Source organism: Streptomyces sp. NPDC060035, from assembly GCF_042736635.1.
Taxonomy (GTDB): Bacteria; Actinomycetota; Actinomycetes; order Streptomycetales; family Streptomycetaceae; genus Streptomyces.
In genome coordinates, this window is the sequence record NZ_JBHWVO010000001.1 from 444,920 (window position 1) to 466,637 (window position 21,718).

19 protein-coding genes are annotated in these 21,718 nt (G+C 71.8%); 7 read left to right on the forward strand and 12 right to left on the reverse strand.

The annotated features are described in order from the left end of the window. Window positions 1-52 precede the first annotated feature (52 nt). Complete coding sequence (locus ACFWBQ_RS02020) at window positions 53-904, forward strand: NmrA family transcriptional regulator (protein ID WP_385482897.1); 852 nt, start codon at window positions 53-55, stop codon at window positions 902-904. A 56-nt stretch (window positions 905-960) separates the two neighbouring features. On the opposite strand, the gene ACFWBQ_RS02025 is transcribed toward ACFWBQ_RS02020, so the two are convergent. Together ACFWBQ_RS02025 and ACFWBQ_RS02030 are read right to left on the reverse strand one after the other, a co-directional pair. Next, on the reverse strand, window positions 961-1,704 hold the full coding sequence (locus tag ACFWBQ_RS02025) for a methyltransferase domain-containing protein (protein WP_385482899.1): 744 nt from the start codon (window positions 1,702-1,704) through the stop codon (window positions 961-963). A 280-nt stretch (window positions 1,705-1,984) separates the two neighbouring features. Next, the gene (locus tag ACFWBQ_RS02030; protein ID WP_385482901.1) at window positions 1,985-2,290 is read right to left on the reverse strand and encodes a 4a-hydroxytetrahydrobiopterin dehydratase; all 306 of its coding nucleotides are present in this window, start codon (window positions 2,288-2,290) and stop codon (window positions 1,985-1,987) included. Between the two features lie 59 nt (window positions 2,291-2,349). Here ACFWBQ_RS02030 and ACFWBQ_RS02035 point away from each other — a divergent pair, with 59 nt between their 5' ends. Beyond that, on the forward strand, window positions 2,350-3,165 hold the full coding sequence (locus ACFWBQ_RS02035) for a helix-turn-helix domain-containing protein (RefSeq protein ID WP_385482903.1): 816 nt from the start codon (window positions 2,350-2,352) through the stop codon (window positions 3,163-3,165). Here the strand turns inward: ACFWBQ_RS02035 and ACFWBQ_RS02040 are convergent. From ACFWBQ_RS02040 to ligA, 4 genes are all read right to left on the reverse strand, one after another. After that, window positions 3,155-3,898, reverse strand: coding sequence for a YoaK family protein (locus tag ACFWBQ_RS02040; RefSeq protein WP_385482905.1), 744 nt, complete (start codon window positions 3,896-3,898; stop codon window positions 3,155-3,157). The genes ACFWBQ_RS02035 and ACFWBQ_RS02040 overlap by 11 nt on opposite strands. A 108-nt stretch (window positions 3,899-4,006) precedes the next feature. After that, the gene (secD, locus tag ACFWBQ_RS02045) at window positions 4,007-6,310 is read right to left on the reverse strand and encodes a protein translocase subunit SecD (RefSeq protein WP_385482906.1); all 2,304 of its coding nucleotides are present in this window, start codon (window positions 6,308-6,310) and stop codon (window positions 4,007-4,009) included. A gap of 723 nt (window positions 6,311-7,033) precedes the next feature. After that, window positions 7,034-7,873 carry a rod shape-determining protein gene (locus ACFWBQ_RS02050; protein WP_385482908.1) on the reverse strand — a complete coding sequence of 280 codons (840 nt, stop codon included), beginning with the start codon at window positions 7,871-7,873 and terminating at the stop codon, window positions 7,034-7,036. A gap of 148 nt (window positions 7,874-8,021) precedes the next feature. Next, a complete protein-coding gene (gene ligA, locus ACFWBQ_RS02055) occupies window positions 8,022-10,133 on the reverse strand; it encodes an NAD-dependent DNA ligase LigA (RefSeq protein ID WP_385482910.1) in 2,112 nt (703 codons plus the stop codon). A gap of 236 nt (window positions 10,134-10,369) precedes the next feature. On the opposite strand from ligA, the gene ACFWBQ_RS02060 reads away from it, so the two are divergent. The 3 genes from ACFWBQ_RS02060 (at window position 10,370) to ACFWBQ_RS02070 (ending at window position 13,115) form a co-directional block, all read left to right on the forward strand. Further along, complete coding sequence (locus tag ACFWBQ_RS02060) at window positions 10,370-11,305, forward strand: DUF1996 domain-containing protein (protein ID WP_385482912.1); 936 nt, start codon at window positions 10,370-10,372, stop codon at window positions 11,303-11,305. A gap of 102 nt (window positions 11,306-11,407) precedes the next feature. After that, window positions 11,408-12,007, forward strand: coding sequence for a DUF305 domain-containing protein (locus ACFWBQ_RS02065; protein WP_385482913.1), 600 nt, complete (start codon window positions 11,408-11,410; stop codon window positions 12,005-12,007). A 55-nt stretch (window positions 12,008-12,062) separates the two neighbouring features. Next, window positions 12,063-13,115 carry a LacI family DNA-binding transcriptional regulator gene (locus ACFWBQ_RS02070; protein WP_385482914.1) on the forward strand — a complete coding sequence of 351 codons (1,053 nt, stop codon included), beginning with the start codon at window positions 12,063-12,065 and terminating at the stop codon, window positions 13,113-13,115. A 107-nt stretch (window positions 13,116-13,222) separates the two neighbouring features. On the opposite strand, the gene ACFWBQ_RS02075 is transcribed toward ACFWBQ_RS02070, so the two are convergent. Then, window positions 13,223-15,340, reverse strand: a complete 2,118-nt coding sequence (locus tag ACFWBQ_RS02075; protein ID WP_385482916.1) for a phage holin family protein — start codon at window positions 15,338-15,340, stop codon at window positions 13,223-13,225. Between the two features lie 122 nt (window positions 15,341-15,462). Beyond that, window positions 15,463-15,879 (reverse strand): hypothetical protein, encoded by a 417-nt coding sequence (locus ACFWBQ_RS02080; RefSeq protein ID WP_385482918.1) that lies wholly within the window; start codon window positions 15,877-15,879, stop codon window positions 15,463-15,465. A 194-nt stretch (window positions 15,880-16,073) separates the two neighbouring features. On the opposite strand from ACFWBQ_RS02080, the gene ACFWBQ_RS02085 reads away from it, so the two are divergent. Together ACFWBQ_RS02085 and ACFWBQ_RS02090 are read left to right on the forward strand one after the other, a co-directional pair. Further along, window positions 16,074-16,850 carry an MBL fold metallo-hydrolase gene (locus tag ACFWBQ_RS02085; protein ID WP_385482920.1) on the forward strand — a complete coding sequence of 259 codons (777 nt, stop codon included), beginning with the start codon at window positions 16,074-16,076 and terminating at the stop codon, window positions 16,848-16,850. Next, entirely contained in the window at window positions 16,847-17,467 is a 621-nt protein-coding gene (locus ACFWBQ_RS02090; protein WP_385482922.1) for a DedA family protein, read from the forward strand. The genes ACFWBQ_RS02085 and ACFWBQ_RS02090 overlap by 4 nt, the downstream gene beginning before the upstream one ends. A 10-nt stretch (window positions 17,468-17,477) precedes the next feature. Here ACFWBQ_RS02090 and ACFWBQ_RS02095 read toward each other — a convergent pair whose 3' ends face one another. From ACFWBQ_RS02095 to ACFWBQ_RS02110, 4 genes are all read right to left on the reverse strand, one after another. After that, entirely contained in the window at window positions 17,478-18,500 is a 1,023-nt protein-coding gene (locus tag ACFWBQ_RS02095) for an MBL fold metallo-hydrolase (RefSeq protein WP_385482924.1), read from the reverse strand. A gap of 12 nt (window positions 18,501-18,512) precedes the next feature. Then, complete coding sequence (locus tag ACFWBQ_RS02100) at window positions 18,513-19,751, reverse strand: aminotransferase class I/II-fold pyridoxal phosphate-dependent enzyme (RefSeq protein ID WP_385482926.1); 1,239 nt, start codon at window positions 19,749-19,751, stop codon at window positions 18,513-18,515. Between the two features lie 191 nt (window positions 19,752-19,942). After that, on the reverse strand, window positions 19,943-20,791 hold the full coding sequence (locus ACFWBQ_RS02105) for an SMP-30/gluconolactonase/LRE family protein (protein WP_385482928.1): 849 nt from the start codon (window positions 20,789-20,791) through the stop codon (window positions 19,943-19,945). Continuing rightward, window positions 20,788-21,561 carry an IclR family transcriptional regulator gene (locus tag ACFWBQ_RS02110; RefSeq protein ID WP_385482930.1) on the reverse strand — a complete coding sequence of 258 codons (774 nt, stop codon included), beginning with the start codon at window positions 21,559-21,561 and terminating at the stop codon, window positions 20,788-20,790. Before ACFWBQ_RS02110 ends, ACFWBQ_RS02105 begins: the two co-directional genes overlap by 4 nt. Window positions 21,562-21,718: the final 157 nt, after the last annotated feature.

Below are 21,718 nucleotides of genomic sequence, written 5' to 3' on the forward strand. Positions count from 1 at the left end.
GATGAGTCTGTGGAGGATGTTCCGCTCCCGGCGTCCCGGCGAGGCTTGGGTCATGACAACGAACACGGAGAACCAGAAGCGGGAAACGGTGCTGGTGACCAGCGGCACGGGCAAGACCGGCCGTCGTGTGGTGGAGCGGCTCGACGCCCTCGGAGTACGGGTCCGGGCGGGCTCGCGCGGGGGCGACGTCCCCTTCGACTGGGAGGACGAGCGGGGCTGGGAGCCCGCTCTGCGGGGCGCGGACGCGGCGTACGTCGCGTACTACCCCGATCTGGCGGCACCCGGCGCGCCGGAGGCGATGGCTGCCTTCGGGCAGGCCGCCGCGCGGAGCGGTGTACGGAGGCTGGTGCTGCTCTCGGGGCGTGGCGAGCCGCAGGCGGTGATCGCGGAGGAGGCGCTGCGGGAAGCGGCTCCGGACGCGGAACTCACCGTCGTGCGGTCGGCGTTCTTCACGCAGAACTTCAGCGAGGGCGCCCTGCTCGACGGTGTGCTGACCGGAGAGCTCGTCTTCCCCGCGGGTTCGACCGCCGAGCCGTTCGTGGACGCGGACGACCTGGCCGATCTGGTCGTGGCCGTACTCGCCGGTGACGCTCCCACGGGCGTGGTCCATGAACTGACGGGACCGAGGCTGCTGACCTTCGACGAGGTGGCGGGCGAACTCACCCGTGCCTCGGGGCGCGACGTGCGGTACGTACCGGTGACCGGACCCCAGTACGCAGCGGCACTGGAGCAGTTCGGCATGCCGGTGGCCGAAGCAGGGTTCCTCGCAGGGCTGTTCACGATGCTGATGGACGGGCACAACGCCATGACGACGGACGGTGTGAAGCGAGCCCTGGGCAGGGAGGCGAAGGACTTCTCCGTGTTCGCCCGGGAGGCCGCGGAGGACGGCGCCTGGCACGGCTGAGGCTTCTTCCGCTGCTGGGCGGCCCCTCCTCCGGCGCGCGGCGCGGGCGGGGCGGCTCAGCCCCGTCTGCGGAAGGCGAGCAGCCGGTAGGCGGGGTCCGGGCGCTGCCGGTCGGGGTCGGGCAGCGCGTCGAGTTCCGCCGAGAGCCGCTCCGCCGCCGTCCCGGGCAGCGCCAGGCGTGCGGCGTAGTCGCCCCGCAGCACGGCGCGCGCCGCGCGCCGGGGCGTGCGGCCCTGACCGTGGCCGGCGAACCCGGCCCGGCCCATCGGCTCCAGGCCGTGGGAGTCCGCGTATCCGGTGACCAGGTCCGCGGAGTCGGAAGGCTGCGGGCCGACATACGGGGCGAGCACCGCGTCGATGTCGCTTCCCACGTGGTGCCCCGCGTCCTTGTCGACCGTCGCGACGAACACCCCGCCCGGCCGCAGTACTCGCGCGGCCTCGGCCACCACCGCCCGCACCTCGCCGTCACCGCGCAGCAGGTGCAGCAGCCAGACCGCGCTGACGGCGTCGGCCGACGCACCGGCCAGCGGCAGCCTCCGTGCGTCGGCGAGGACGACCGCTCCGATCCGCTGCCGGGCCAGCCGCACCATGCCGTACGAGGCATCGGCGCCGAACACCCGCAGTGCGGGGCGGCCGAGGGCGATCCGCTCGGCGACCAGTCCCGTACCGCAGCCGATGTCCACCAGCGTGCGGGCGGACGACGGCACCAGACCGAGTACGGCGCGGGCGGCGGCTTCGGCGCGGGGCACCCCACCCCGGGTGTCGTCGTAGTCGGCGGCTTCGGCGTTGTAGTCCAGCACGGGGACGACTCTAGGGCGCACACAGCACTTTGGGCGCCGGACGCATGACCGGTGAGTGGCATCGGACATGACGCGCGCTCACGGAGCTGGAGTTTCGTCATTGCCCATCGCGAGGGACATCGCCGACCCATGCAGTCCCACCCGGGCGGCTGTCGTTCCGGAGCGGCCGGTGCGGTGAGTGGGCACACCCGCTGCGTACGCGGAGGCGGACGGCGGAGCGACAGTCCCACCCGCCGGCTCGCCGCCCATCCGCGCTTCGGCCCGACGCCCTGGGAGGCTGCTACTTCGCGCCGTGCCCCGGAGCCACCGCCTCCACCCGGCCGGCCAGCGTCAGGTCCTTCTGCGTGACCGCACCGCCCGCGTCATGCGAGTTCACGGACAGGCGCACGGTGTTGTAACCCAGTGTCAGATCCGAGTGGTGGTTGAGCTCGTCCTGGATCCGGGCGACATGGACGGTCAGCCCGGCGGCGGCGAAGTGGGACGGCAGCCGGTAGGTACGGGTGATCCTGTCCCCCTCCAGTTCCCAGCCGGGCAGGTCACGCAGACCGGCCTCGATATCGGGCCGGGACAGTGGTTCAGCAGGCATGCGGCGGCTCCTACCGGGATCGGTGCGATCAACAGTGCCCGTGACGTTACGGTCTGGATATGACAACTGTCGCGCGTGACACGGGGGTAGGACCACTGCTGCGCGGTTGGCGGGAGCAGCGGCGGATCAGCCAGCTGGAGCTGGCCCTGCGTGCGGACTCCTCGGCCCGGCACATCTCGTTCATCGAGACGGGACGCTCACGCCCCAGCGAGGAGATGATCCTGCGGCTGGCCGAGCATCTCGACATTCCGGTCAGGGAACGCAACGCGCTGCTGGTGGTGGGCGGTTACGCGCCCCGCTTCGCACAGACCGCACTCGACGACCCGACGATGGGGGTACTGCGCGAGGCCATGGACCGGCTGCTCGAGGGCTACGACCCCTATCCGGCCCTCGTCCTCGACGCGACGTACACGGTGGTGGCGGCGAACCGGGGGATCCAGCTGCTGCTCGAAGGCGTGTCGGAGCATCTGCTCGCCCCGCCGATCAACGCCATGCGGCTCACACTGCACCCGGACGGTCTGGCCCCGCGCATCCTGAATCTGCCGGAGTGGCGAGCCGATCTGCTGGCCCAGATGGGGCGTCAGATCGCCCTGGCCCGTTCCGCTGAGCTCCGCGCCCTGTACGACGAGGTCGCGGCCTATCCTCTGCCCGGGCCGCCGGAGGACCGGGCGGCGGCGGGGACGGCGGCGTCCACGGGCGTGCCGTCGCTCGCGCTGCCGCTGCGGATCGCTCACGGCGGGCAGGTGCTGTCGTTCCTCTCGTCCATCGCGACGTTCAACACACCGATGGACGTCACCGTGGCCGAGCTGGCCATCGAAACGTTCCTGCCCGCCGACCGGGCCACCGCCGCGTATCTGCACGCGCTCACGCCGTGACGAGCGGGCGGGTCCAAGGGGCACCGCTGCGGGCGAACCGGATCGCGGCCGTGCTCGCGAAGACCAGGAACAGCACGGCGATCAGCAACGGCAGCGTCGGATGCCCGTTCAGCACGGCCAGCGCCCCGGCAAGGCCGCCGGCCAGCATGGCGGCGACCGAGAGGATCCGGCGCCCGGCACGGCGACCCGGCCCTCCGGCGAGCCGGCTGTCGGCGACGACCCCGGTGATGGTGAGGGTCAGCACGGTGGTGGTGAGGTCGGGGACCGCGAGCGCGCGGGAGGCGGCGTTCTGGACACCGAGGCCGAGGCCGAGCAGCGCGATGAGCGTGAAGCGGGCGGCGCCGGTGTACGGCTCGCCCGAGGCCAGTGTGACGGCCATGGCGGCCGCCACGCAGGTGGTCTCGGCAAGGAGCGCGTGCTGGAGCTGCCGGCCCCGGTGAGCACGGGCCCGGTGCACGACGATCCCGCCGGCCAGCGCACCCGCAGCGAACGCGCCCAGTGCCACCGCCGAGGCGACCAGCGAGAACCCAGGGGCACCGGCGGCGCCGAAGCCGCAGAAGACCACGTTGCCGGTCATGTTGGCGACGAAGACCTTGCCCAGCAGCAGATAGCTGAATGCGTCGACCAGCCCGGTGAGCACGGTCAGAGCCAGCATCAGCGGCGGCAGGGGACCGTGCCGGCCGGTCGTGTCGGGTACGAGGGTGGCCCAGGCCTCACGCAGGACGACGGACATGGGCGGCACACACCGATCGCTGGATGTGATCGGAGTGTGCCGCAGCCCGGAGGCCGTTTTGTCCGCACGCGCCGGACGGGCCCGAATCCACCCGTCCGGCGAGCGGCGCTACACGCGTGCCCCGGTGTCGCGCGGATCCCGGCGCGCCTGTCCGGTTCCCTTTCTGCGGCCGGTGGCACGCTTCCGGGCCGGTGGCGGAGCCTTGCTGCTCTTCTCCAGCATGAGCGCCCCGGGTACGGCGGTGAGCACCGAGGAGTACGTGCCCACGCAGATGCCGATCAGGAGAGCGAGGGCGAAGTCCGCGAGCGAGTCACCGCCCAGTACGGCGAGGGCGATCAGGATGAACAAGGCGCCCATACCCGTGTTGACGGTTCGTGGGACCGTCTGCACAACGGCCCGGTTGGCGATGTCGGCGACCGGTGTACGCGGGCTCTTGGCCCACAGTTCCCGTACCCGGTCGAAGACCACCACCGAGTCGTTGACGGAGTAGCCGATCACGGTGAGCAGGGCGGCCAGGAAGATTCCGTCGACGGGACGGCCGAGCCAGGCGAAGGCGCCGACGAGAATGATGACGTCGTGCACCAGCGCCCCGACCGAAGTCACGGCGAACGTCCAGCGGAACCGGGCTGCGAGATAGGCGAGTTGGACGAACACGGCGACGGCCAGGGCGATCAGCGCGTTGCGGCGGAGTTCGTCACCGAGGCTGGGACCGATGAGCTCGTCGCGCACCTTGGTGGTCTCGCCGCCCTCGGCGGCCAGCGCCGTCCGCAGAGCGTGTTCGCCGTCGTTGTCGAGCTTTCCGGTACGTACGGAGAGATCGCCCTCGCCCGCGGTGGTGACCTCGGCGTCGCCGAACCCGGCGGCGGCAAGGGTGGTGCGGGCGGTCTCCACATCGACGGTGCGGCTGGTGGAGTACTCGACGAGCCGGCCTCCGGTGAATTCGACGCCGAGATCGACACCGCGGACGACGATGCCGAGCACGGAGACGGCGACCAGCGCGGTGGAGACCAGCAGCCAGCGGCGCGGCGACCGGAACAGCTGGGGGTCGCGCTCGTTCAGCCAGGTGCGTACACGGCCGGGCCGTGCGATGCCGTTGATGTTCCGGTAGTCGCTGACGAACCGGGAACCCGCCGCCGTCTCGGTGAGCGCGCGGGCGATGACGAGCGCCGAGAACATCGAGGCGAGAACGCCGATCGCGAGCGTGACACCGAAGCCCTTGACCGGCCCCGACCCCAGGAAGAAGAGCAGGCCCGCCGCGATGAGGGTGGTGACGTTGGAGTCGGCGACGGCACTGAAAGCATTCCGGAATCCCGCGGTCAGCGCCGATCGCAGCGAGCGGTTCGGGCGGGCCGCGCACTCCTCACGGGCCCGCTCGAAGACAAGGACGTTCGCATCGACCGCCATCCCGATGGCGAGGACGAATCCGGCGAGCCCCGGCAGGGTCAGGGTGACGCCGAGGGCGACGAGAGCGGCGTAGGAGATCACACCGTAGGCGGCGAGAGCGAGGGCGGCGAGAGCGCCGAAGAGCCGGTACATGAAGGTGATGAAGAGTGCGGTGGCCGCTGCGCCGATGAGCGCAGCCTGGGCGCTGGCGTCGATGGCTGCGGCCCCGAGCGTCGGGCCCACGGTCCGCTGCTCGGCGATCTCCACGGGGACGGGAAGCGCGCCCCCCTTGATGAGGAGGGCGAGATCACGTGCCTCGTCGGCGCTGAAGGAGCCCGTGATCTGAGTGGATCCGGAGGGCAGTCCGATCTTGCAGCCGATCGACGGATCGACCTGGGGCGATGAGATGACCTTCCCGTCGAGGACGATCGCAACCCTGCGCCGTTCGTCCTGGACCGGGTTGCAGGCTGCCTCCCCGGTCAGCCCGGTCCACTTCCTGCCCGCTTCCTTGTGGAAGTCGAGCGAGACGGACCAGCCCGTGCCCTGCTGGGCGTCGAAGGTCGCGGTGGCGTCCTTCACTCCGGCGCCGGAGAGCTGCACCGGGCCGAGGGCGAGGAGGGTGCCCTGTTCGTCGGGCAGCGTCAGCCCCGTCCGCGTCGCGTTTTTCTGCTCGGTTCCGATGCCCTGAACTGCGTGGAAGCTCAGCTGGGCGGTTCTGCCGATGACTTCGGCGGCCTGGCGCGGGTCCTGGACGTCGGGCAGTTCGACGATGATCCGGTCCTCGCCCGAACGCGTCAGGGCCGGTTCGGCGACACCGAGGGAGTCGATGCGCTTGCGGAGCACCTCCAGGGTGCGTTCGGTGCTCTCCCGGTCCGCCTTCGCGGTGTCCGAGTCCTTGGCCTGCAGCACCATCCGGGTGCCGCCCTGAAGGTCGAGTCCGAGTCTGGGTGACATGGTCAGCGTGATGAGCACGGAGACGAGCAGAACGGCGGCAGCCAGAACTGCTCGCACCGTGGTGGCGCGAGTCATGGGAATCCTCCGAGGGGCGTCGTCCGCCCGTCTCTCAGAGAGGACCGGACGACAGGTCTGTCGAACAGGACCGGTGAAGGACCGGCTGACCGGCCGTCGCTCCGGGAGGACCCCGCACGTCGGGCAGCGCCGTCCGGCCACGGTCGGGTACGAAGAGGCCGGCCCCGGCAGCCGCTCGCGGAGCGCTGCGGAGTCCGGGCAGGCCGGTCGCGCACGGCTGCAGTGCTCCGTGGTCCGGCGGAGGAAAGTGGTGCGGGGTGTGCGGGCGGTCGGCGCCTGCCCATGGCCCGGGCCGGGGCAGGGCCTCGGTCCACGGCCCGTGCGCGGCTGCCGCGTCGAAGCCGGGCCCGTGGGCTCCCTCGGCCCGTCCGGACACGGACGTGAGGTCGCCGGAGTTGCCGGAGTTGCCGGACGGAATGCTGCCCGGGGAAAGGGACGCGGCTGCGGCCGCACGGACACGGCGGGTGTCGTGGGTTGTTCCCTGGCGCGCGGTCCGGTCGGTGTGAGGGGAGGGCGGGTGCGCTCCGGGCGCCTTCGCGGTGACCGGTGCCTGGCCGGCGAGCACACCGAGGGGCGGCGCCGCTCCGGCTGCGGCCGGCGCGCCCGCGACGAGTGCGAGGACGGCAAGAAGGAGTGCGGCCAGGGCATGCCGTGCCCGGTGCGCCGGTGCGTCCGGCCGCCTCCTCGGAGGCGCGTTCCCCTGGGGTGCCCCCGGGAGGGGGCTCACCTCGGTCGGCCGGGGAGGGCGGCCACCGCACCCGTACCGGGGTGACGCAGGACGGAGTCGAGGATGAGTCCCGCGCCCCGGACGACCGTGGTCGAGGGGTCATCGGCCAGGCGCACGGGTACGCCGAGGCGCACCGCGATCCTGTCGGTGACGTCACTGCGCAGCGCACCGCCTCCGGCGAGCACGGGGCCCCTGCGCAGCGCGCCGCGCACCGCTCCGTGCTTGTCCTGTCGCCACATCGACATGACCATGTCGAGCACGGTCAGGACGAGCTCTGTGGGAGGAGCCGTGGGCTCCAGGTCGATGAGCCCGGTGTCGGCCTGTCGGGCGTCGGCGACCCTCCCGTCGACGAGCAGGGTGACTTCGGTGATCTCGGAGCCCATGTCGACGACGAGCAGCGGACCGCCGCCCTGCGGTCCGGCGTACGCGGCGGCGGCTCTTGCGCTGCTGAGGACCACGACACCGGACGGGCCGAGGGCCGTGAGGAGGTCCCTGGCCAGGGACCGGTGCTCGGCTCCGGCGAGGACCGGATGGCTGAGGACGATCACGGTGCCGCTGCGGTCGGCGCCCAGCGCCGCATCGGCAAGGTGTCCGAGGAGTCTGCCGCAGGACTCCGCGTCGACGATGCGTCCCCGCCGGACCGGACGGCCGGAGCCTTCCTGCGGCGCGGGGCCGACGACGAGGCCCTGGCCGGGAATCCAGGCACGGGCTCCGGAGCTGCCGAGGTCGATGGCCAGCCCCCGGGTCGCCCCGACGTGGTCCGCCACAGCGGTACGGCCGCCGGGCCACCGGTGGACGGGACGCCTGTGCCGCCCTCCGTCGCGCAAAGAACGCATCGCCCCTCACCCCCGGCCTGTCAGTGCAGCCGTTCACCACCCATGACCCGCTGATAGCGAGGCATGACCGAACCCTCACTATGCAATAACGGGATGAGGAACGCTACTCCCTCACCGATTCCAAGGGACGCGGCCTCTCGATCCCCTCTCACACCTCCGGGCTCAGGAACGACGCGATCAGCTCCGCGAACTCGTCCGGCGCGGCGATTTCGATGCCCAGGTCCTCGGCCTTGGTCCGCTTCGATCCGGCCTTCTCCCCCGCGACCAGCAGACTCGTGCGCTTGGAGACACTGGACGAGGACTTCCCTCCGGCCCGCTCGATCAGCTCGTTCATCTGATTGCGCGAGAGCTCTCCCAGAGGCCCTGTCATGGTGCCGGTGACCACGACGGTCATGCCGTGGAGAGGCAGCCCGGTCACCGACCCGTCGATCGCCTCACCGTCCTCCTGCGGGTCCTCCTGCGCGGCCCCGGGCTCCGGCGGCGGGGTCGCACCGGGCTCCGTCATGTTGACCCCGGCGGCCACCAGCTTGCCGATCAGCGGAGCCAGCTCCACCAGCTCGGTGACCACGCCCGTTGCCTTCTCCTTGCCGATGCCGTCGACCTGCTGCAGCGTCTCCGCGTCGGCGGCGACGATCCGGTCCATCGTCGCGAAGTAGCGGGCGATCCTTCGTGACATGGAACGCCCCGTGCCGCGTACGCCGAGGGCGCAGAAGACGCGGGACAGCGGGCGCGCCCGCGCCGTGTCGATGGCTGCGAGCAGATTGTCGGTGGAGGTCTCCCCCATCCGCTCCAGAGAGAGCAGCTGCTCCCGGCCGAGCGTGAAGAGATCGGCGAAGTCGGTGACGAGACCGGCGTCGACGAGCTGAACGACCCGGGAGGCACCGAGGCCCTCGATGTCGAGCTGGTCACGCCCGGCCGCGTACGAAATGGAGGCGACCAGACGGCAGTTGCGTCCCCTGATGCAGCGCCAGCGCTGCTCGCTGGTGTCGATCTCCGAGCCGCACTGCGGGCAGGCCTCGGGGAATTCGATCGGCTTCTCGTCACCGGTCCGCAGATGTGCGACGGGCGCCTCGATACGGGGGATGATGTCGCCCGCCTTGTAGACCATCACCTGGTCGCCCAGGCGAAGATCGCGGCGGGTGATGTCGGCCGGATTGTGCAGGGTGGCGTACCCCACGGTCGATCCGTCGATCTCCACGGGCTCCAGCACGGCGCGCGGGGCGATGATGCCGGTCCTGCCGACATTCCACTCGACGCCCAGAAGTCGGGTGACCTTCTCGACGGCCGGGAGCTTGTACGCGATGGCCCAGCGCGGCGCCCGCGTCCCGGAACCCGCCTCGCGCTGATCGGCCGCCAGGTCCGCCTTGATGACGATGCCGTCGATCCCGAACGGCAGAGAGGCGCGCAGCGCGGCGATGTCCTCGACCCCGGCCTGCACCTCCCCGGCCGTGCCGACTGTGCGCGGCGCCACCGCCGTGTCCGCCGCTGTGTGCACGCCGAGGCCGGCGACGAGCTCCAGGACCTCGCTGTGCGGAAGCTCGGCCAGGGTGACGGTCAGCTCACCGGAGTCGGGCAGTGCGAGCGCCCCGTACGCGAAGAAGGTCATCTCGACGCGGTAGGGGCGGTCCTTGGCGCGGAGTGTGCCCGCCGCCCCGTTGCGAGGGTTGGCGAAGGGGGCGCCGCCGTGCTCCGTGCGTACCGTGTTCGCCTGTTCGAACTGCTCGTTGGTCATGAGGATCTCGCCGCGCACCTCGATGGTCGCAGGAGAGGTGAGCTGCTCGGGGAGGCCGAGCACCGTGCCGATCGCGTGCGACACGTCCTCGCCCGCGGTCCCGTCGCCCCGGGTGATCAGCCGGTCGAGACGGCCCTCGTGATAGCGCGCGGCGACCGCGAGACCATCGAGCTTGGGCTCCACGCTCCATGCCGCGACAGGCCTGCCGATCCGCCGCTCCACGGACGCGGTCCATGTGACGAACTGCTCGGCGGAGAACACATTGTCCAAGGAGAGCATGGGGGCCGTGTGCGGTATGTCGCCCACCGCGGCGCCCCCCGCGACCTTGCCGGTCGGCGAGTCGTCCAGCACCTCCTGCGGGTGCTCCAGCTCGTAGACCGCGATCCCCCGCACCAGGCGGTCGTACGCGTCGTCGTCGAGCGTGCTTTCGCCTGTGGCGTAGTACGCGGCGGCGGCCTGTGTCGCCCCTTCCACCGCGGCGGCGTAGGCGGCGGCATCGGCGAGCACAGCAGCTGAGTTCGTCGTCATGACCACCATCCTGCCGCCCACCACTGACAACGCCCCGCGGCCCGCATCCCGAACCCCTCCCGAGAGAGCGCTCTCCCATCTTCGGCACCCTCAAATCGGTTCAATGAGCAGGCAATTGATGATGCTGCGCATGCGCTTGACATGCTTACGCCACACTCTTACGTTCTGCGAGAGAGCGCTCTCTACAGTGATCAGAGAACTGGTCAAGGAACCCCACTTCCTCAGACAGGAGTGCCGTGCTCTTCCGAAACCGACGCACGACCGAACGCCGCGGGCGCAGATCCCTCCCCCCGTGGCGCCACAGAATCGCAGGGCTCGCAGTCGCTGCTCTTGCCCTGTCCTTCGTCCAGGCCGACGTGGGCAACGCCGCCGGCGACCAGGCGGCCGGTGCCGCACCCAAGGCCCCGGCCGATGTGGTCCGGGTGGCCGAGTTCCTCGCCGAATGCCCATACACCCACCGGGCTCCCGACGACCCGATCGTGCTGCCCAATCTGCCGGGTGCCTCCCACATGCACAGCTTCTTCGGCAACGACTCCACGAACGCCCATTCCGATCTGGCGTCCCTGGAGACGGGCGGCACCAGCTGCGCTCCCGCAACCGACATCTCGTCGTACTGGGTTCCCACCCTGTACGACGCCGACAGGGAGGTGGAACCCACCGGCACCACCTTCTACTACCTGGGAGAGGGAGTCCGGGACGACATCATCCGCACGATCCAGCCCTTCCCCCGCGGTCTGCGGATCGTCGCGGGCAACTCGAAGGCGACGGGCCCCGACGACAACACGATCTCGCGCTGGTCGTGTCTGCACCACGGCGAGGTCAACCCGTCCCACGACTTCGTCAACTGCCCCGCGGGCTCGATGCTGGAGTCGTACCTCGACTTCCCGCAGTGCTGGAACGGCAGGGATCTGGACTCGGCCGACCACAAGAGCCACATGGCCTACCCGGTGGGCGGCGCCTGCCCGGCGACCCACCCCGTCCCGGTCCCCAAACTGCGCCAGGTGCTGCGCTATCCGGTCAACGGCGACCCTGCTCGCCTCAGACTGGCATCGGGACGCGGCTACACGATGCACGGTGACTTCTTCAATGTGTGGCCCGAGGCGGAGATGGCCCAGCGTGTACGCGACTGCATCAACGCCATCGTGAAGTGCGGGGCCGACGGCACTCCCTGAGGTCCGGCCGACGCGATTCACCCACGTGACCGGTGGGTTCCCGTCTTGGGCCGCACTGCCTCCGGACGGGGACCGACCGGTTCCCCACACAAGGACACTCCATTGAAGGCTGCTCGTGGCGCAGCAGCGTCGCTCCTGCTCCCCCTGCTCCTTGTCACCGGACTCACCTCGTGTTCCGCCTCCGCCGGCCCGGAACCGGCGTCCCGGCCTTCGGCCGTCCCCGCTTCCGGCGGGACGCCCGCACCGTCCGGCGACCCGACGGACTCCGCCTGGGTCCAGCTGATGATCCCGATGGACGAACAGGCCGTCTCGCTGCTGGCCCTCGCCGCGAAGAAGGCGACCGACCCGCAGCTGCGGTCCTGGGCGACCGGTCTGCGTACCGCCCAGGACGCCGAACTGACCGCGCTGCGCGGGCTGCGGGACCGGATGGGACTGCCCGCCACCGATGTGCACGCGGGCCACAACATGCCGGGCATGGTGACGGCCGAGGACCTCGCACAGGCCGGCACGGCAGAGGGCGCCCCGTTCGACCGGTTCCTCGTGGTGCAGATCCGCGACCATCTGCGGCAGTCCGCGCAGGTCTCGCGCTCGGAGATCACGGCGGGCAGCAGAACCGACGCCAAGGAGCGGGCGAAGGCGCTCGTGACGGCGCGCGAAGGCCAGTTGGCGGTCATGGACGCACTGGCCGGAAACGGCAGCTGACGTGCCCGAGCCCATTTACGGACCCGCCGGAACAGCCACCCGGTATAAAGGCTGCATGACTGAGCACGTGACCGAGCCCGCACGCCCCGCCACCTTGGAGGACGTGGCCGCGGTGGCGGGCGTCTCCCGGGCCACGGTCTCCCGGGTGATCAACGGTGCGACCACGGTGGACCCGGCCCTGCGACGGGTCGTGGAGGAGGCCGTGGTCACCACGGGGTACGTCCCCAACCGTGCGGCACGTTCGCTCGTGACCCGGCGGACGGACTCGATCGCCCTCGTCGTCTCCGAGCGGGAACGGCGCCCGGTGTCCGAACCGTTCATAGGCCGGATGTTCTCCGACCCGTACTTCGGACGTGTGGTGAGCGGCCTGCTCGAGGTGCTGCGCCCTGCGGGTATCCAGATGGTGCTGATGCTGGCCGACGACGAGGTCTCGCGCAATCAGCTGCTGTCCTACCTGCGCCAGGGCCATGTCGACGGCGTGGTGCTGATCTCCTCGCACGCGGAGGATCCACTGCCCGGTCTGCTCCATGACACCCGGCTGCCCGCCGTGCTCGCGGGCAGGCCCTGGCGGCCGTCCCCGCTCACGTATGTCGAGGCGGACCAGCGTGCCGGGGCTCAGCTGGCCGCCGATCATCTGGCGTCCCTGGGGCGTCTGCACATCGGCACCGTTGCGGGGCCGCAGGACATGCCCGCAGGCCAGGCACGCCTGACGGGCTTTCTGGACGCACTCGCCCTGCACGGTATCCACGATGTGGCACGCGCCGAGGGCGATTTCACCCATGCGGGAGGTGCGTCGGCGATGCGGCAGCTGCTGCGTGACCGGCCGGATCTGGACGCGGTGTTCATCGCCTCGGACCTGATGGCGCTCGGTGCCCTGCCCGTGCTGCTGCGGGCGGGCAAGGACGTGCCGTCGGACGTGTCGGTGGTGGGTTTCGACGACAGCAGTGCGGCACTGGCCTGCGATCCGCCGCTGACCACGGTGCGGCAGCCGGTGGAGGAGATGGCCGCCGAGATGGCGCGGCTCCTGCTGAAGCAGATCGGCAAGCCCGGCGGGCCCACGCCCTCGGTCGTCTTCCATCCGACGCTGGTGGAGCGCAAGTCCACCTGACGCGGCGTCCGTCAGCCCGGTGCGCCGAGTACGTCGGTGTCCGCCAGCCCCGTGCACCGGATACGTCGGCGGCCGTCAGCCCCGTGCACCGGGTACGTCGGCGGCCGTCAGCCCCATGCACCGGGTACATCGGCGTCCGCGTCCGGGAAGGGCTCGTCCGCCCGAACCGCCCCGGTGAAGCCTTCCGGCCGCAACGGCACCTGGGGCCCTGAGAGTTCCCGCAGCCAGCGCGCCAGTATCCGGTGCACCGCCTCCGCGCCCACGGGACCGCCCGCCACCGCACCTCCCTCGGCCGCCACGACGTCCAGCGGGTCCGCCAGCGTGCGCGGCCAGAGCAGGAACGGCCGGGACTGTTCGCCACCGAGCCCGCCGTGCGAGCCGATCTGCTCCTCGAAGGCGTGTACGCGACCGGTGCCGGGGTCGTACATCGAATTGACCATGACGTCGGCGACATGCGGGAAGGTGTCGGTGCGCCGCACCGCCTCGGCCGCGCCCGCCCCGAAGGCGGCGATCGGACCTTCCCCGTCCGTCAGTTCCGGGACGGGGACCTCGGCCCCGCCGGGCCCCAGCACCACCGAGCCGTGCTTCTCGCTCCGCACGAGCAGGAAGCCGATGCCCGGGTGGCCGGCGAGCGTGCCGAGCAGCGCCGGGTGTCGGAGCTCGAGCTGTTCGCGGGAGGCACGCCCCTCGATGTCCGGGAAGGACAGCAGCCCGAGGTTGCCGGAGGCGAGCACAACCGGGTCGGACGGCCCGGCGGGATGCTCCGCCTCCCTTTCCCCGACGGGCCGGTGCAGCGCGATGCGTACGGCGTCGCGCGCCTCGGACGCGCTGCGGGTGCGCTGCGCCCTGCGGGGTACGGGCAGCCCGCAGCCCGCCCGCACCAGATCCTTGAGCGTGAGTCCGTACCTCCCGGCGAAGGTCTCCCCCGGGCTCTGGCCGTGGTCGGAGAGCAGCACCATCCGGTAGGTGCGCGGGGTGTGTTCCGCGACCTTCGCGACGAGTCCGAGGGAGCGGTCGAGCCGCGTCAGGACCTTCTCCGCATCCCTGCTGTGCGGCCCCGAGTGGTGGGCGACCTCGTCGTACGCGACGAGGTCGGCGTAGACGGCAGTGCGTCCCGCGAACATGTCGCCGATGACCGCGGAGACCACGACATCGCGTTCGACCACCGTCGCGAACGCCCGGATGAAGGGGTACAGCCCGCCGCGCTTGACCCGGGGGGACTCCTTCCTGATCCTGGCCCGGGTGGACTGGCCGATCTCTCTGCCCACTTCGGCGACGAAGGACAGCGCGGTCCGGACGGCGTTGGCCGGGTCGGAGAAGTAGGCGAAGTATCCGGCGCGCGACCGGCGTCCCTTGCCGCGTCTGGCAGCCATCGACAGGACCAGGGCGAGCTGGTCGGCGCCGCCGCTGAAGAGGTTCCCCCGGCTCGCCCCGTCGACGGTGAGCAGGCCGCCGTCGCGGGTGCGGGCGATGGCCCTGCGCTGCAGCTCGAGGGCGCTCGCCGGCCTGCTGGAGACCATCACGGTGCCGGTCTCCTTCTCGTACCAGCGGAACGCGGGCACGTCGAAGTTGCTGCCGTGCAGGATGCCGAGCTGACTGGCGCCGGTCTGGCTGGACCAGTCGGTGCTCCACGGGGTGAGCCGGTGGCCTGCCTCGTCGGCGAGGAGGCCGGCCACGGTCGGCATCAGTCCGGCTGCCGCCGCCTGCTCGAGCACGTCGTGACCGACGCCGTCGAGCTGCACGAACACGATGCCCGGCGGGCCGCCGCGGCCGCCGTCCGCGGTGCCTGCCGTACCGCTGCGCCGGCGGCGCCGGTCGGCCAGGCGGGAGAGTCTTCGCCGGTAGGCGTCGTCGTCGCGGACCGCGAGCGCGGTGGAGGTGGCCGAGGCGACGGCGGACATGACGGCAGCGACGACCACCGCGGTCTCCGGGTCGGCCGCTCCGCGCCCGTCCGGGATGAGCCGGAGAGCGATCAGCAGCAGCGAGCCGTTGAGGAAGAAGACCAGCGCGCCCAGCACCAGGGCGGGCACGATGAGCAGTGCCCGGACGAGGACCGGCCACACCAGTGCGGAGAGCAGACCGAAGGCGCCCGCCCCCCAGGCCGCGGTGAACGCGGTCCTCGTGACGGTGTCACCGTCGTCGGACTGGAGCTGGAAGTCGGGCAGGATCCCGGCGAGCGCCAGCATGGTGAGGGTGGAGACCGCCCACACCGCGATCACGCGCATGAGGGCTCTCCCCGCCGTACGCCATCGCCCGTCACCCACGCCGTTCCACCTCACGTCCGGACCCGGTGCCGTCATGGGTCCGGATCCAGCTTTTCACAGCTGGTCCGAGCCCCGGCAGGTGGTCAGCAGCCGTCGTATCCCGCGGTCGGCATGGAGAGTCTGCGGTGGACGCTCGCCTTCGTGCGTGCCGTGTACACGGGCTCTGCGAGACCGGCGAGTTCCAGCCGGACGCCGCGCCGCTCGCACTCCGCGGCGAAGTCCGGCACCGAAACGACGGCCCGGGCGAGCACCCGGTCGTTGGGTGCCACGAACAGCTCGACCTGCCCACCCTCGACGTCGGCCCACAGTGCGTGGTGATCGGGGCGCAGCCCGTAGACGCGCAGCTGCCGGGTGACGACGTATCCCTGGTCGGCGGCCCAGCGTGCGCACATGGCGTGCTGGCTGCGGGTGTCGACGATGAACGGATCGCCGTCGAGCTCTTCCAGCGGTGTGAGACTGGCGATGGCCGCAACCCGTACGCCGTCGATGACGTCCCCCATGAACGGATCCCCCCGCACTCGGATGCTGCGCCCGACCCTACCCCGGCCGTAGCCCTCCGTAGCCGCGCGTACCCGGGCGGACAGGAGCGGAAAGGTGCGCACCGGCGTGAGAACGGCGCGGAGCGCCTACGCTCGTACGGGACAGTGCACGGCCGTGACGGGTGCGCGGGCCGGCGGAGCAGGGAGGCAGGGCGGTGGAGATCACCTGGTGGGGTCATGCCACCTGCACGATCGAGGACTCCGGGGTCCGGGTGCTGACCGATCCTCTGTTCGTACGGCGCTTCGCGCATCTGCGGCGCCGCCGTGGTGAGGTGCCGCCGCCCGAGGCCGCTGTCGCCGACGCGGTCCTGATCTCCCATCTGCACTCCGACCATCTGCATCTCCCCTCCCTGGCCCGCCTTTCCCCGGGCAGTCTGCTGATCGTGCCCAGGGGCGCGACCGGTGCCGTACCGGGTCTGCGGGTGCTGCGCCGGCGGCGCGGGCTGCGGATCACCGAGGTCGCGCCGGGCGACGAGGTCCGTGTCGGCGCGGTGCTGGTCCGGGCGGTACCCGCCCTGCACGACGGCCGGCGGCTGCCGGTCGGCCCGCACCGTGTTCCTGCCCTGGGCTTCGTGGTCGAGGGCGAGGCCCGTACCTACTTCGCCGGGGACACCGGGCTGTTCGACGACATGGCCGATGCCGTGGGGCCGGTGGATGTGGCGCTGCTGCCCGTCGGCGGCTGGGGTCCGTATCTCGGCCACCACCATCTGGACGCCGCCCGCGCCGCGCAGGCGCTGGCCATGCTGGCGCCGCGCTCCGCGGTACCGGTGCACTACGGCACGTACTGGCCGATCGGGATGGACGGGGTCCGGCCGCACGAGTTCCATGCGCCGGGGGACGAGTTCGTACGGCAGGCCGCGCTCGTGGCGCCGGAGGTGGCGGTGCACCGGCTGGGGCACGGCGAGCATGTGCGGCCGGAGGCCCGTAGATGATCCAGGAAGTCGTGCGGCAGCTGCCGACGGAGTCGACGCAGCAGGCCGTCGGCTATCCGTCGTTGTTCCTGCTGGTGGCGTTGGGGTCGCTGGTGCCGGTGATACCCACGGGGGCACTGGTGAGCTCGGCGGCCGTGGTGGCGTTCCACCAGACGTCACCGTTCGCCCTGCTCCTGATCTTCGCGGTGGCGTCGGCCGGGGCCTTCCTCGGGGACATATGTCTGTACTGGCTGGGGCAGCGCGGAGTGCGGTCCAGGAACGGCTCGAAGTGGCTGGAGGCGATCAGCAGCCGGGCCGCTCCGGAGCGCCTCGCGCAGGCACAGCAGAAGTTGGACGAGCACGGCACGGTGGTGCTGGTGCTGTCCCGGCTGGTGCCGGCCGGGCGGATCCCGGTGATGCTGGCCTGCCTGCTCGGCGGGATGCCGCTGCGGCAGTTCGCCCGCGGCGATGTGCCCGCGTGTCTGGCCTGGGCCGCGACGTATCAGCTGATCGGAATCCTGGGTGGTTCCCTCTTCGCCGAACCGTGGCAGGGCGTGGTCGCCGCGGTCGCTCTGACGCTGCTGATCAGCGGGGCACCGATGCGGTGGCGCAGGCTGCGGGCGCGGCTGGGCCACTGACCCGACGCACTCAGCCGCCAAGGACACGTGAGCCGCCGACCGGCAGGTCCCAGAGGTCTGCGCGCGGGTAGCCGGCCTGTTGCCAGGCGGTACGGAGCCGGGTCAGCGGTTCGAGTACGGGTTCTGCGGAGAGCAGGAACGTCGCCCAGTGCATCGGCGCCATCGCGCGGGCACCGAGGTCCTCGTACGCCTGCACGGCCTCTTCGGGGTCCGTGTGCACATCCGAGAGCCACCAGCGCGGTTCGTACGCGCCGATGGGCAGCATCGCCAGGTCGACTCCGGGGTAGCGGCGGCCGATCTCCTTGAACCAGTGCCCGTAGCCGCTGTCCCCCGCGAAATAGATCCGCCGCCCCTGCCGGTCGCCGAGCACCCAACCGCCCCACAGGGACCGGCAGGTGTCCACCAGGGTGCGCTTGGACCAGTGGTGGGAGGGCACGAAGTCGAAACGCACGCCGCCCAGTTCCGCCGATTCCCACCAGTCGAGCTCGGTGACGCAGGTGAACCGGCGGCGTCGGCACCAGCGTCCGAGCCCGGCGGGGACGAACAGCGGAGTGTCCCTCGGCAGCCTGCGCAGCGTCGGGGCGTCCAGGTGGTCGTAGTGGTTGTGGCTGATGACGACGGCGTCGACCGGCGGCAGCTCCTCCCAGCGGATCCCGACCGGGGTGATCCTCGCCGGGGTGCCGAGGATCCGGCGTGACCAGACCGGGTCGGTGAGGATCGTGAGCCCGCCGGCCCGGACGATCCAGCTGGCATGTCCTGCCCAAGTGATGGCCATGGTGTCCGTCCCCGCGGCGGGCAGCGGGCCGGGCGCGAACGGCAGCCGGTGGATGCCCCGCAGCCCTTCGGTACTGGGCCGCATGGCGCGCTCGCGGGCCAGCCGCGTCATGCCCCTGACACCCGGGAGCGGGGCGGTGAGGCGGTCCGCGAAGCTGCGGGGCCAGGACCGGACCTCACCGAGGGGGCGCCCCGCGACGGCACGGCCGGTGGCCGCGGGGCCGGCACCGGCGAGCGGGCGCTCGGTCTGTTCCGTCATCGAGAGGCTCCTTCATCGGAGTTCATCGAGGGCTGCTGCGAAAATGCTCAGTGCTCGTGCGACATGGGGCAATTTCAAGGGCTCCACCGCAGTGAGGGACTCCATCTGCTCCTGCGGGGTTGAGCCGAGCAGCGGCCCGGTGCCCAGCCGTACCCTCAGCGCGCCCAGTTCGTCCCCGAACCGGTGCCCGCCCGGAGTCGGGGTGCCGAGCCGCTCCGTCAGGTATTCCTCCAGCTCCATGGAGTCCGTGACGCCCCTGGCTGCCAGCCGGGTACGGAGCGGGCCGAGGTCGGCGTAGAGATGCCGGCCCGCCTGCGGAGGCCTGGCCAGCGCGCCGACGGTGAGCACGGCACGGTGTGCGGCGGGGGCTACCTGGGCCTGGAGTCCGGCGGCCTGCCGGATCCTGGCCGTGACCGCCTCCGGTTCCCTGAGCGCGTGGGCGGCCGCCCGCGCGACGGGTTCTGCCACGAGGGCGCCGAGGGCGGTGAGGATGTCGAGGGTGCGTGCGCGGCGGACGGCCGCGCGCTCGGTGTCCGGGAAGCGCGCGACGGCGACCGGCCACGCGGACGGTGTCAGCGCACCGGCCAGGTCCACGAGGACGGTCACGTCGTCGGGACACATTTCGGCGGGGCTGAGCAGAACCGTGTCGAGGGGACGGTGCACGGTGTCGCGCCAGGTCTCGTCGCTGACGATGTGCAGGCCCTCGGCAACAGCGGCCTCACAGGCCTCCCGGACCAGCTCCGGCGGGGCGACGGTGGCGGTCGGGTCGTCGACCACGGAGATCAGCAGCAGCCGGGGCCTGCCTCCCTCGGCGCGCACCCTGCGTACGGTCTCCAGCAGGGCGAACGGATCGGGTATGCCACCGCACTCCGCCGGGGTCGGCACGTGGTAGGCGGGCCGGCCGAGCAGCCGCGCCTGCGGCATCCAGGTGGCGGGACAGGGACGGGGCATGAGCACATCGCCGCCGTGCGCGGCGATGAGCGCGAGAAGCAGCGGCTGGGCACCCGGGGCTGCCGCGATGTCCCCGGGACCGCTGTGCAGGCCGCGCCGCTGCCAGTAGGCGCAGGCCGCCTCCCGCAGGATCGTTCCGCCACCCGGGGGCTCGGGGCGGGGCCTGGCGGCCGAAGCGGCCAGCACGTCGGCCAGCTCGGGCAGCACGGGAAGACCGGGATCGGGCGCGGGCGGCCCGTAGCGCACGGGGCCGCGGTCCTCCCGGACGGGGTGGGGCTGCTTCCGCTCGCTCCAGTGCATCCCGGGGCCTCCTCCGCCTGCATCGCCCTGGGCCCTTTATACGGAGGTTTCACCGGCTCCGCCCCCGCACCGGACCCAGATGTGGCGGGAGGGGCCCCACAGGGGTCCCGGGCCGCCGCCCACCCGCGAGGTGCCCCGCGGCCCCGGGGCACCGTCGGGACCGTCCGGCGATCGAGGGCGGACAGGGCCGGTCACCCCGCGAACGGAGTCCCCGCCACCCCTCGCCCCGCGTCGGCCAGCACCAGCAGGGATCCCGACAGCGGGTGCGGTGCCACGAGGCCGGTCCGGGCCGAGGAGATGTACAGGTCGGTGAGGCCCGGCCCCCCGAACGCGCACGCCGTCGGCCGCCGGACCGGTAGCTCCACGACCAGGTCCAGCCGGCCGTCCGGCGTGTAGCGCCGCAGCGCCGCACCGTCCCAGAGGGCGGCCCACACGCAGCCCTCGGCGTCCACCGTCAGCCCGTCGGGCCAGCCGGCGCCCGCCTCGACGACGGCGAACGGACGCCGGTTCAGGACGTGTTCGCCCTCCACGTCGAATACGTCGATCCGCCGTGTGGGGGTGTCGATGTAGTACATGAGCCGCCCGTCCGGGCTCCAGCCGGTGCCGTTGCTGACCGTCACAGCATCCGGCACGACCGTCACCCTGCCGTCCGGCCCGACCCGGGACAGGCTGCCGCCCGCCTCGCTCTCGTCGTAGCGCATGGTGCCCGCCCACAGGGCCCCGTCCGGTGCCACGGCCGCGTCGTTGCCCCGGCGCCCCGGAACGGGGTCGCGGGCCAGCCACGAGAAGGTCCCGTCGGGGTCGTACAGGCCGATGCCGTCCCGCAGATTGACCACGAGCCCCCCGCCCGCCCGCGGCTTCGCCGCTCCGACGTGCTGCTCGGTGACCATGACCGTACGGCGACCGCTCGACGGGTCGTACGCATGGATCCGGGAGGAGAGGATGTCGACCCAGATCAGCCGTCCGGTCACCGGGTCCCAGGTGGGTCCCTCCCCGAGCTCGGCCTGTTCCCGGACGGCCACCTCCACGGCGTGCCTCACCCCTGCCCCCGGTGGTGCCCGAGCCGGCCGGACAACGCGTCCGCGCCGCCCGCGGCGAGCTGCGCGAGCTCTTCCTCACGCTCCTCGCTCCAGCGGATCATCGGTACGGAGATGGAGAGCGCCGCGACCACACGTCCCGACCGGTCCCGGACCGGCGCCGCCACACAGCTCACGTCCGGGTTCGACTCCCGGTGCTCGACAGCTATCCCCCGCTTGCGCACGGCGGCGAGCGCGGCACGCAGCTCCGCGGCGTCGGTGAGACTGTTGTCCGTCATCGCGATGAGTTCGCGTCCGTCGAGGCGGGCGTCGAGCTCCGCCTCGGGCAGGGCGGCAAGCAGCAGCTTGCCCACGGAGGTGCAGTGTGCGGGAAGCTTGCGCCCGGCGGCCGAGACCATGCGGACTGCGTGCGTCGAGTCCACCTTGGCGATGTAGATGACCTCGGTGTCCTCGAGGATCGCGACATGGACCGTCTCGCCGCAGGTCTCGGCGACCTCCCGGGCCACCTGCTGCCCCTCGGCCGCGAGGTCGAGCTTCTCCGCGTACCGGCTGCCGAGCTGGTACGTCCGCACGCCGAGCCGGTAGCGGCCGGGCTGCTCGGGGACCGTGACGAGGTAGGAGCGCGCGGCAAGGGTGGTGAGCAGTTCGTGGACGGTGGTCCTTGGCAGTTGGAGCTTGCGGGTGACCTCGGGCGCCGAGAGGGTTCCCTCACCCTGGAGGAAGAGCTCCAGTACGTCCAGCGCCCTGGTCACCGCAGGGACGAGTCGCCCCATGATCGCCCACCCATCTCGTTCGACACTCCGGCCAATGACCGGAATTACGAACGCAGGCTAACGGCTGGGAACTTGTCCGGGCAATGTTCGTGACGCGCCGGAGAGGCCGGACACCGGGGCAATTCATCGGATTGTCCTCGATTCGGCCCGGTTCCGA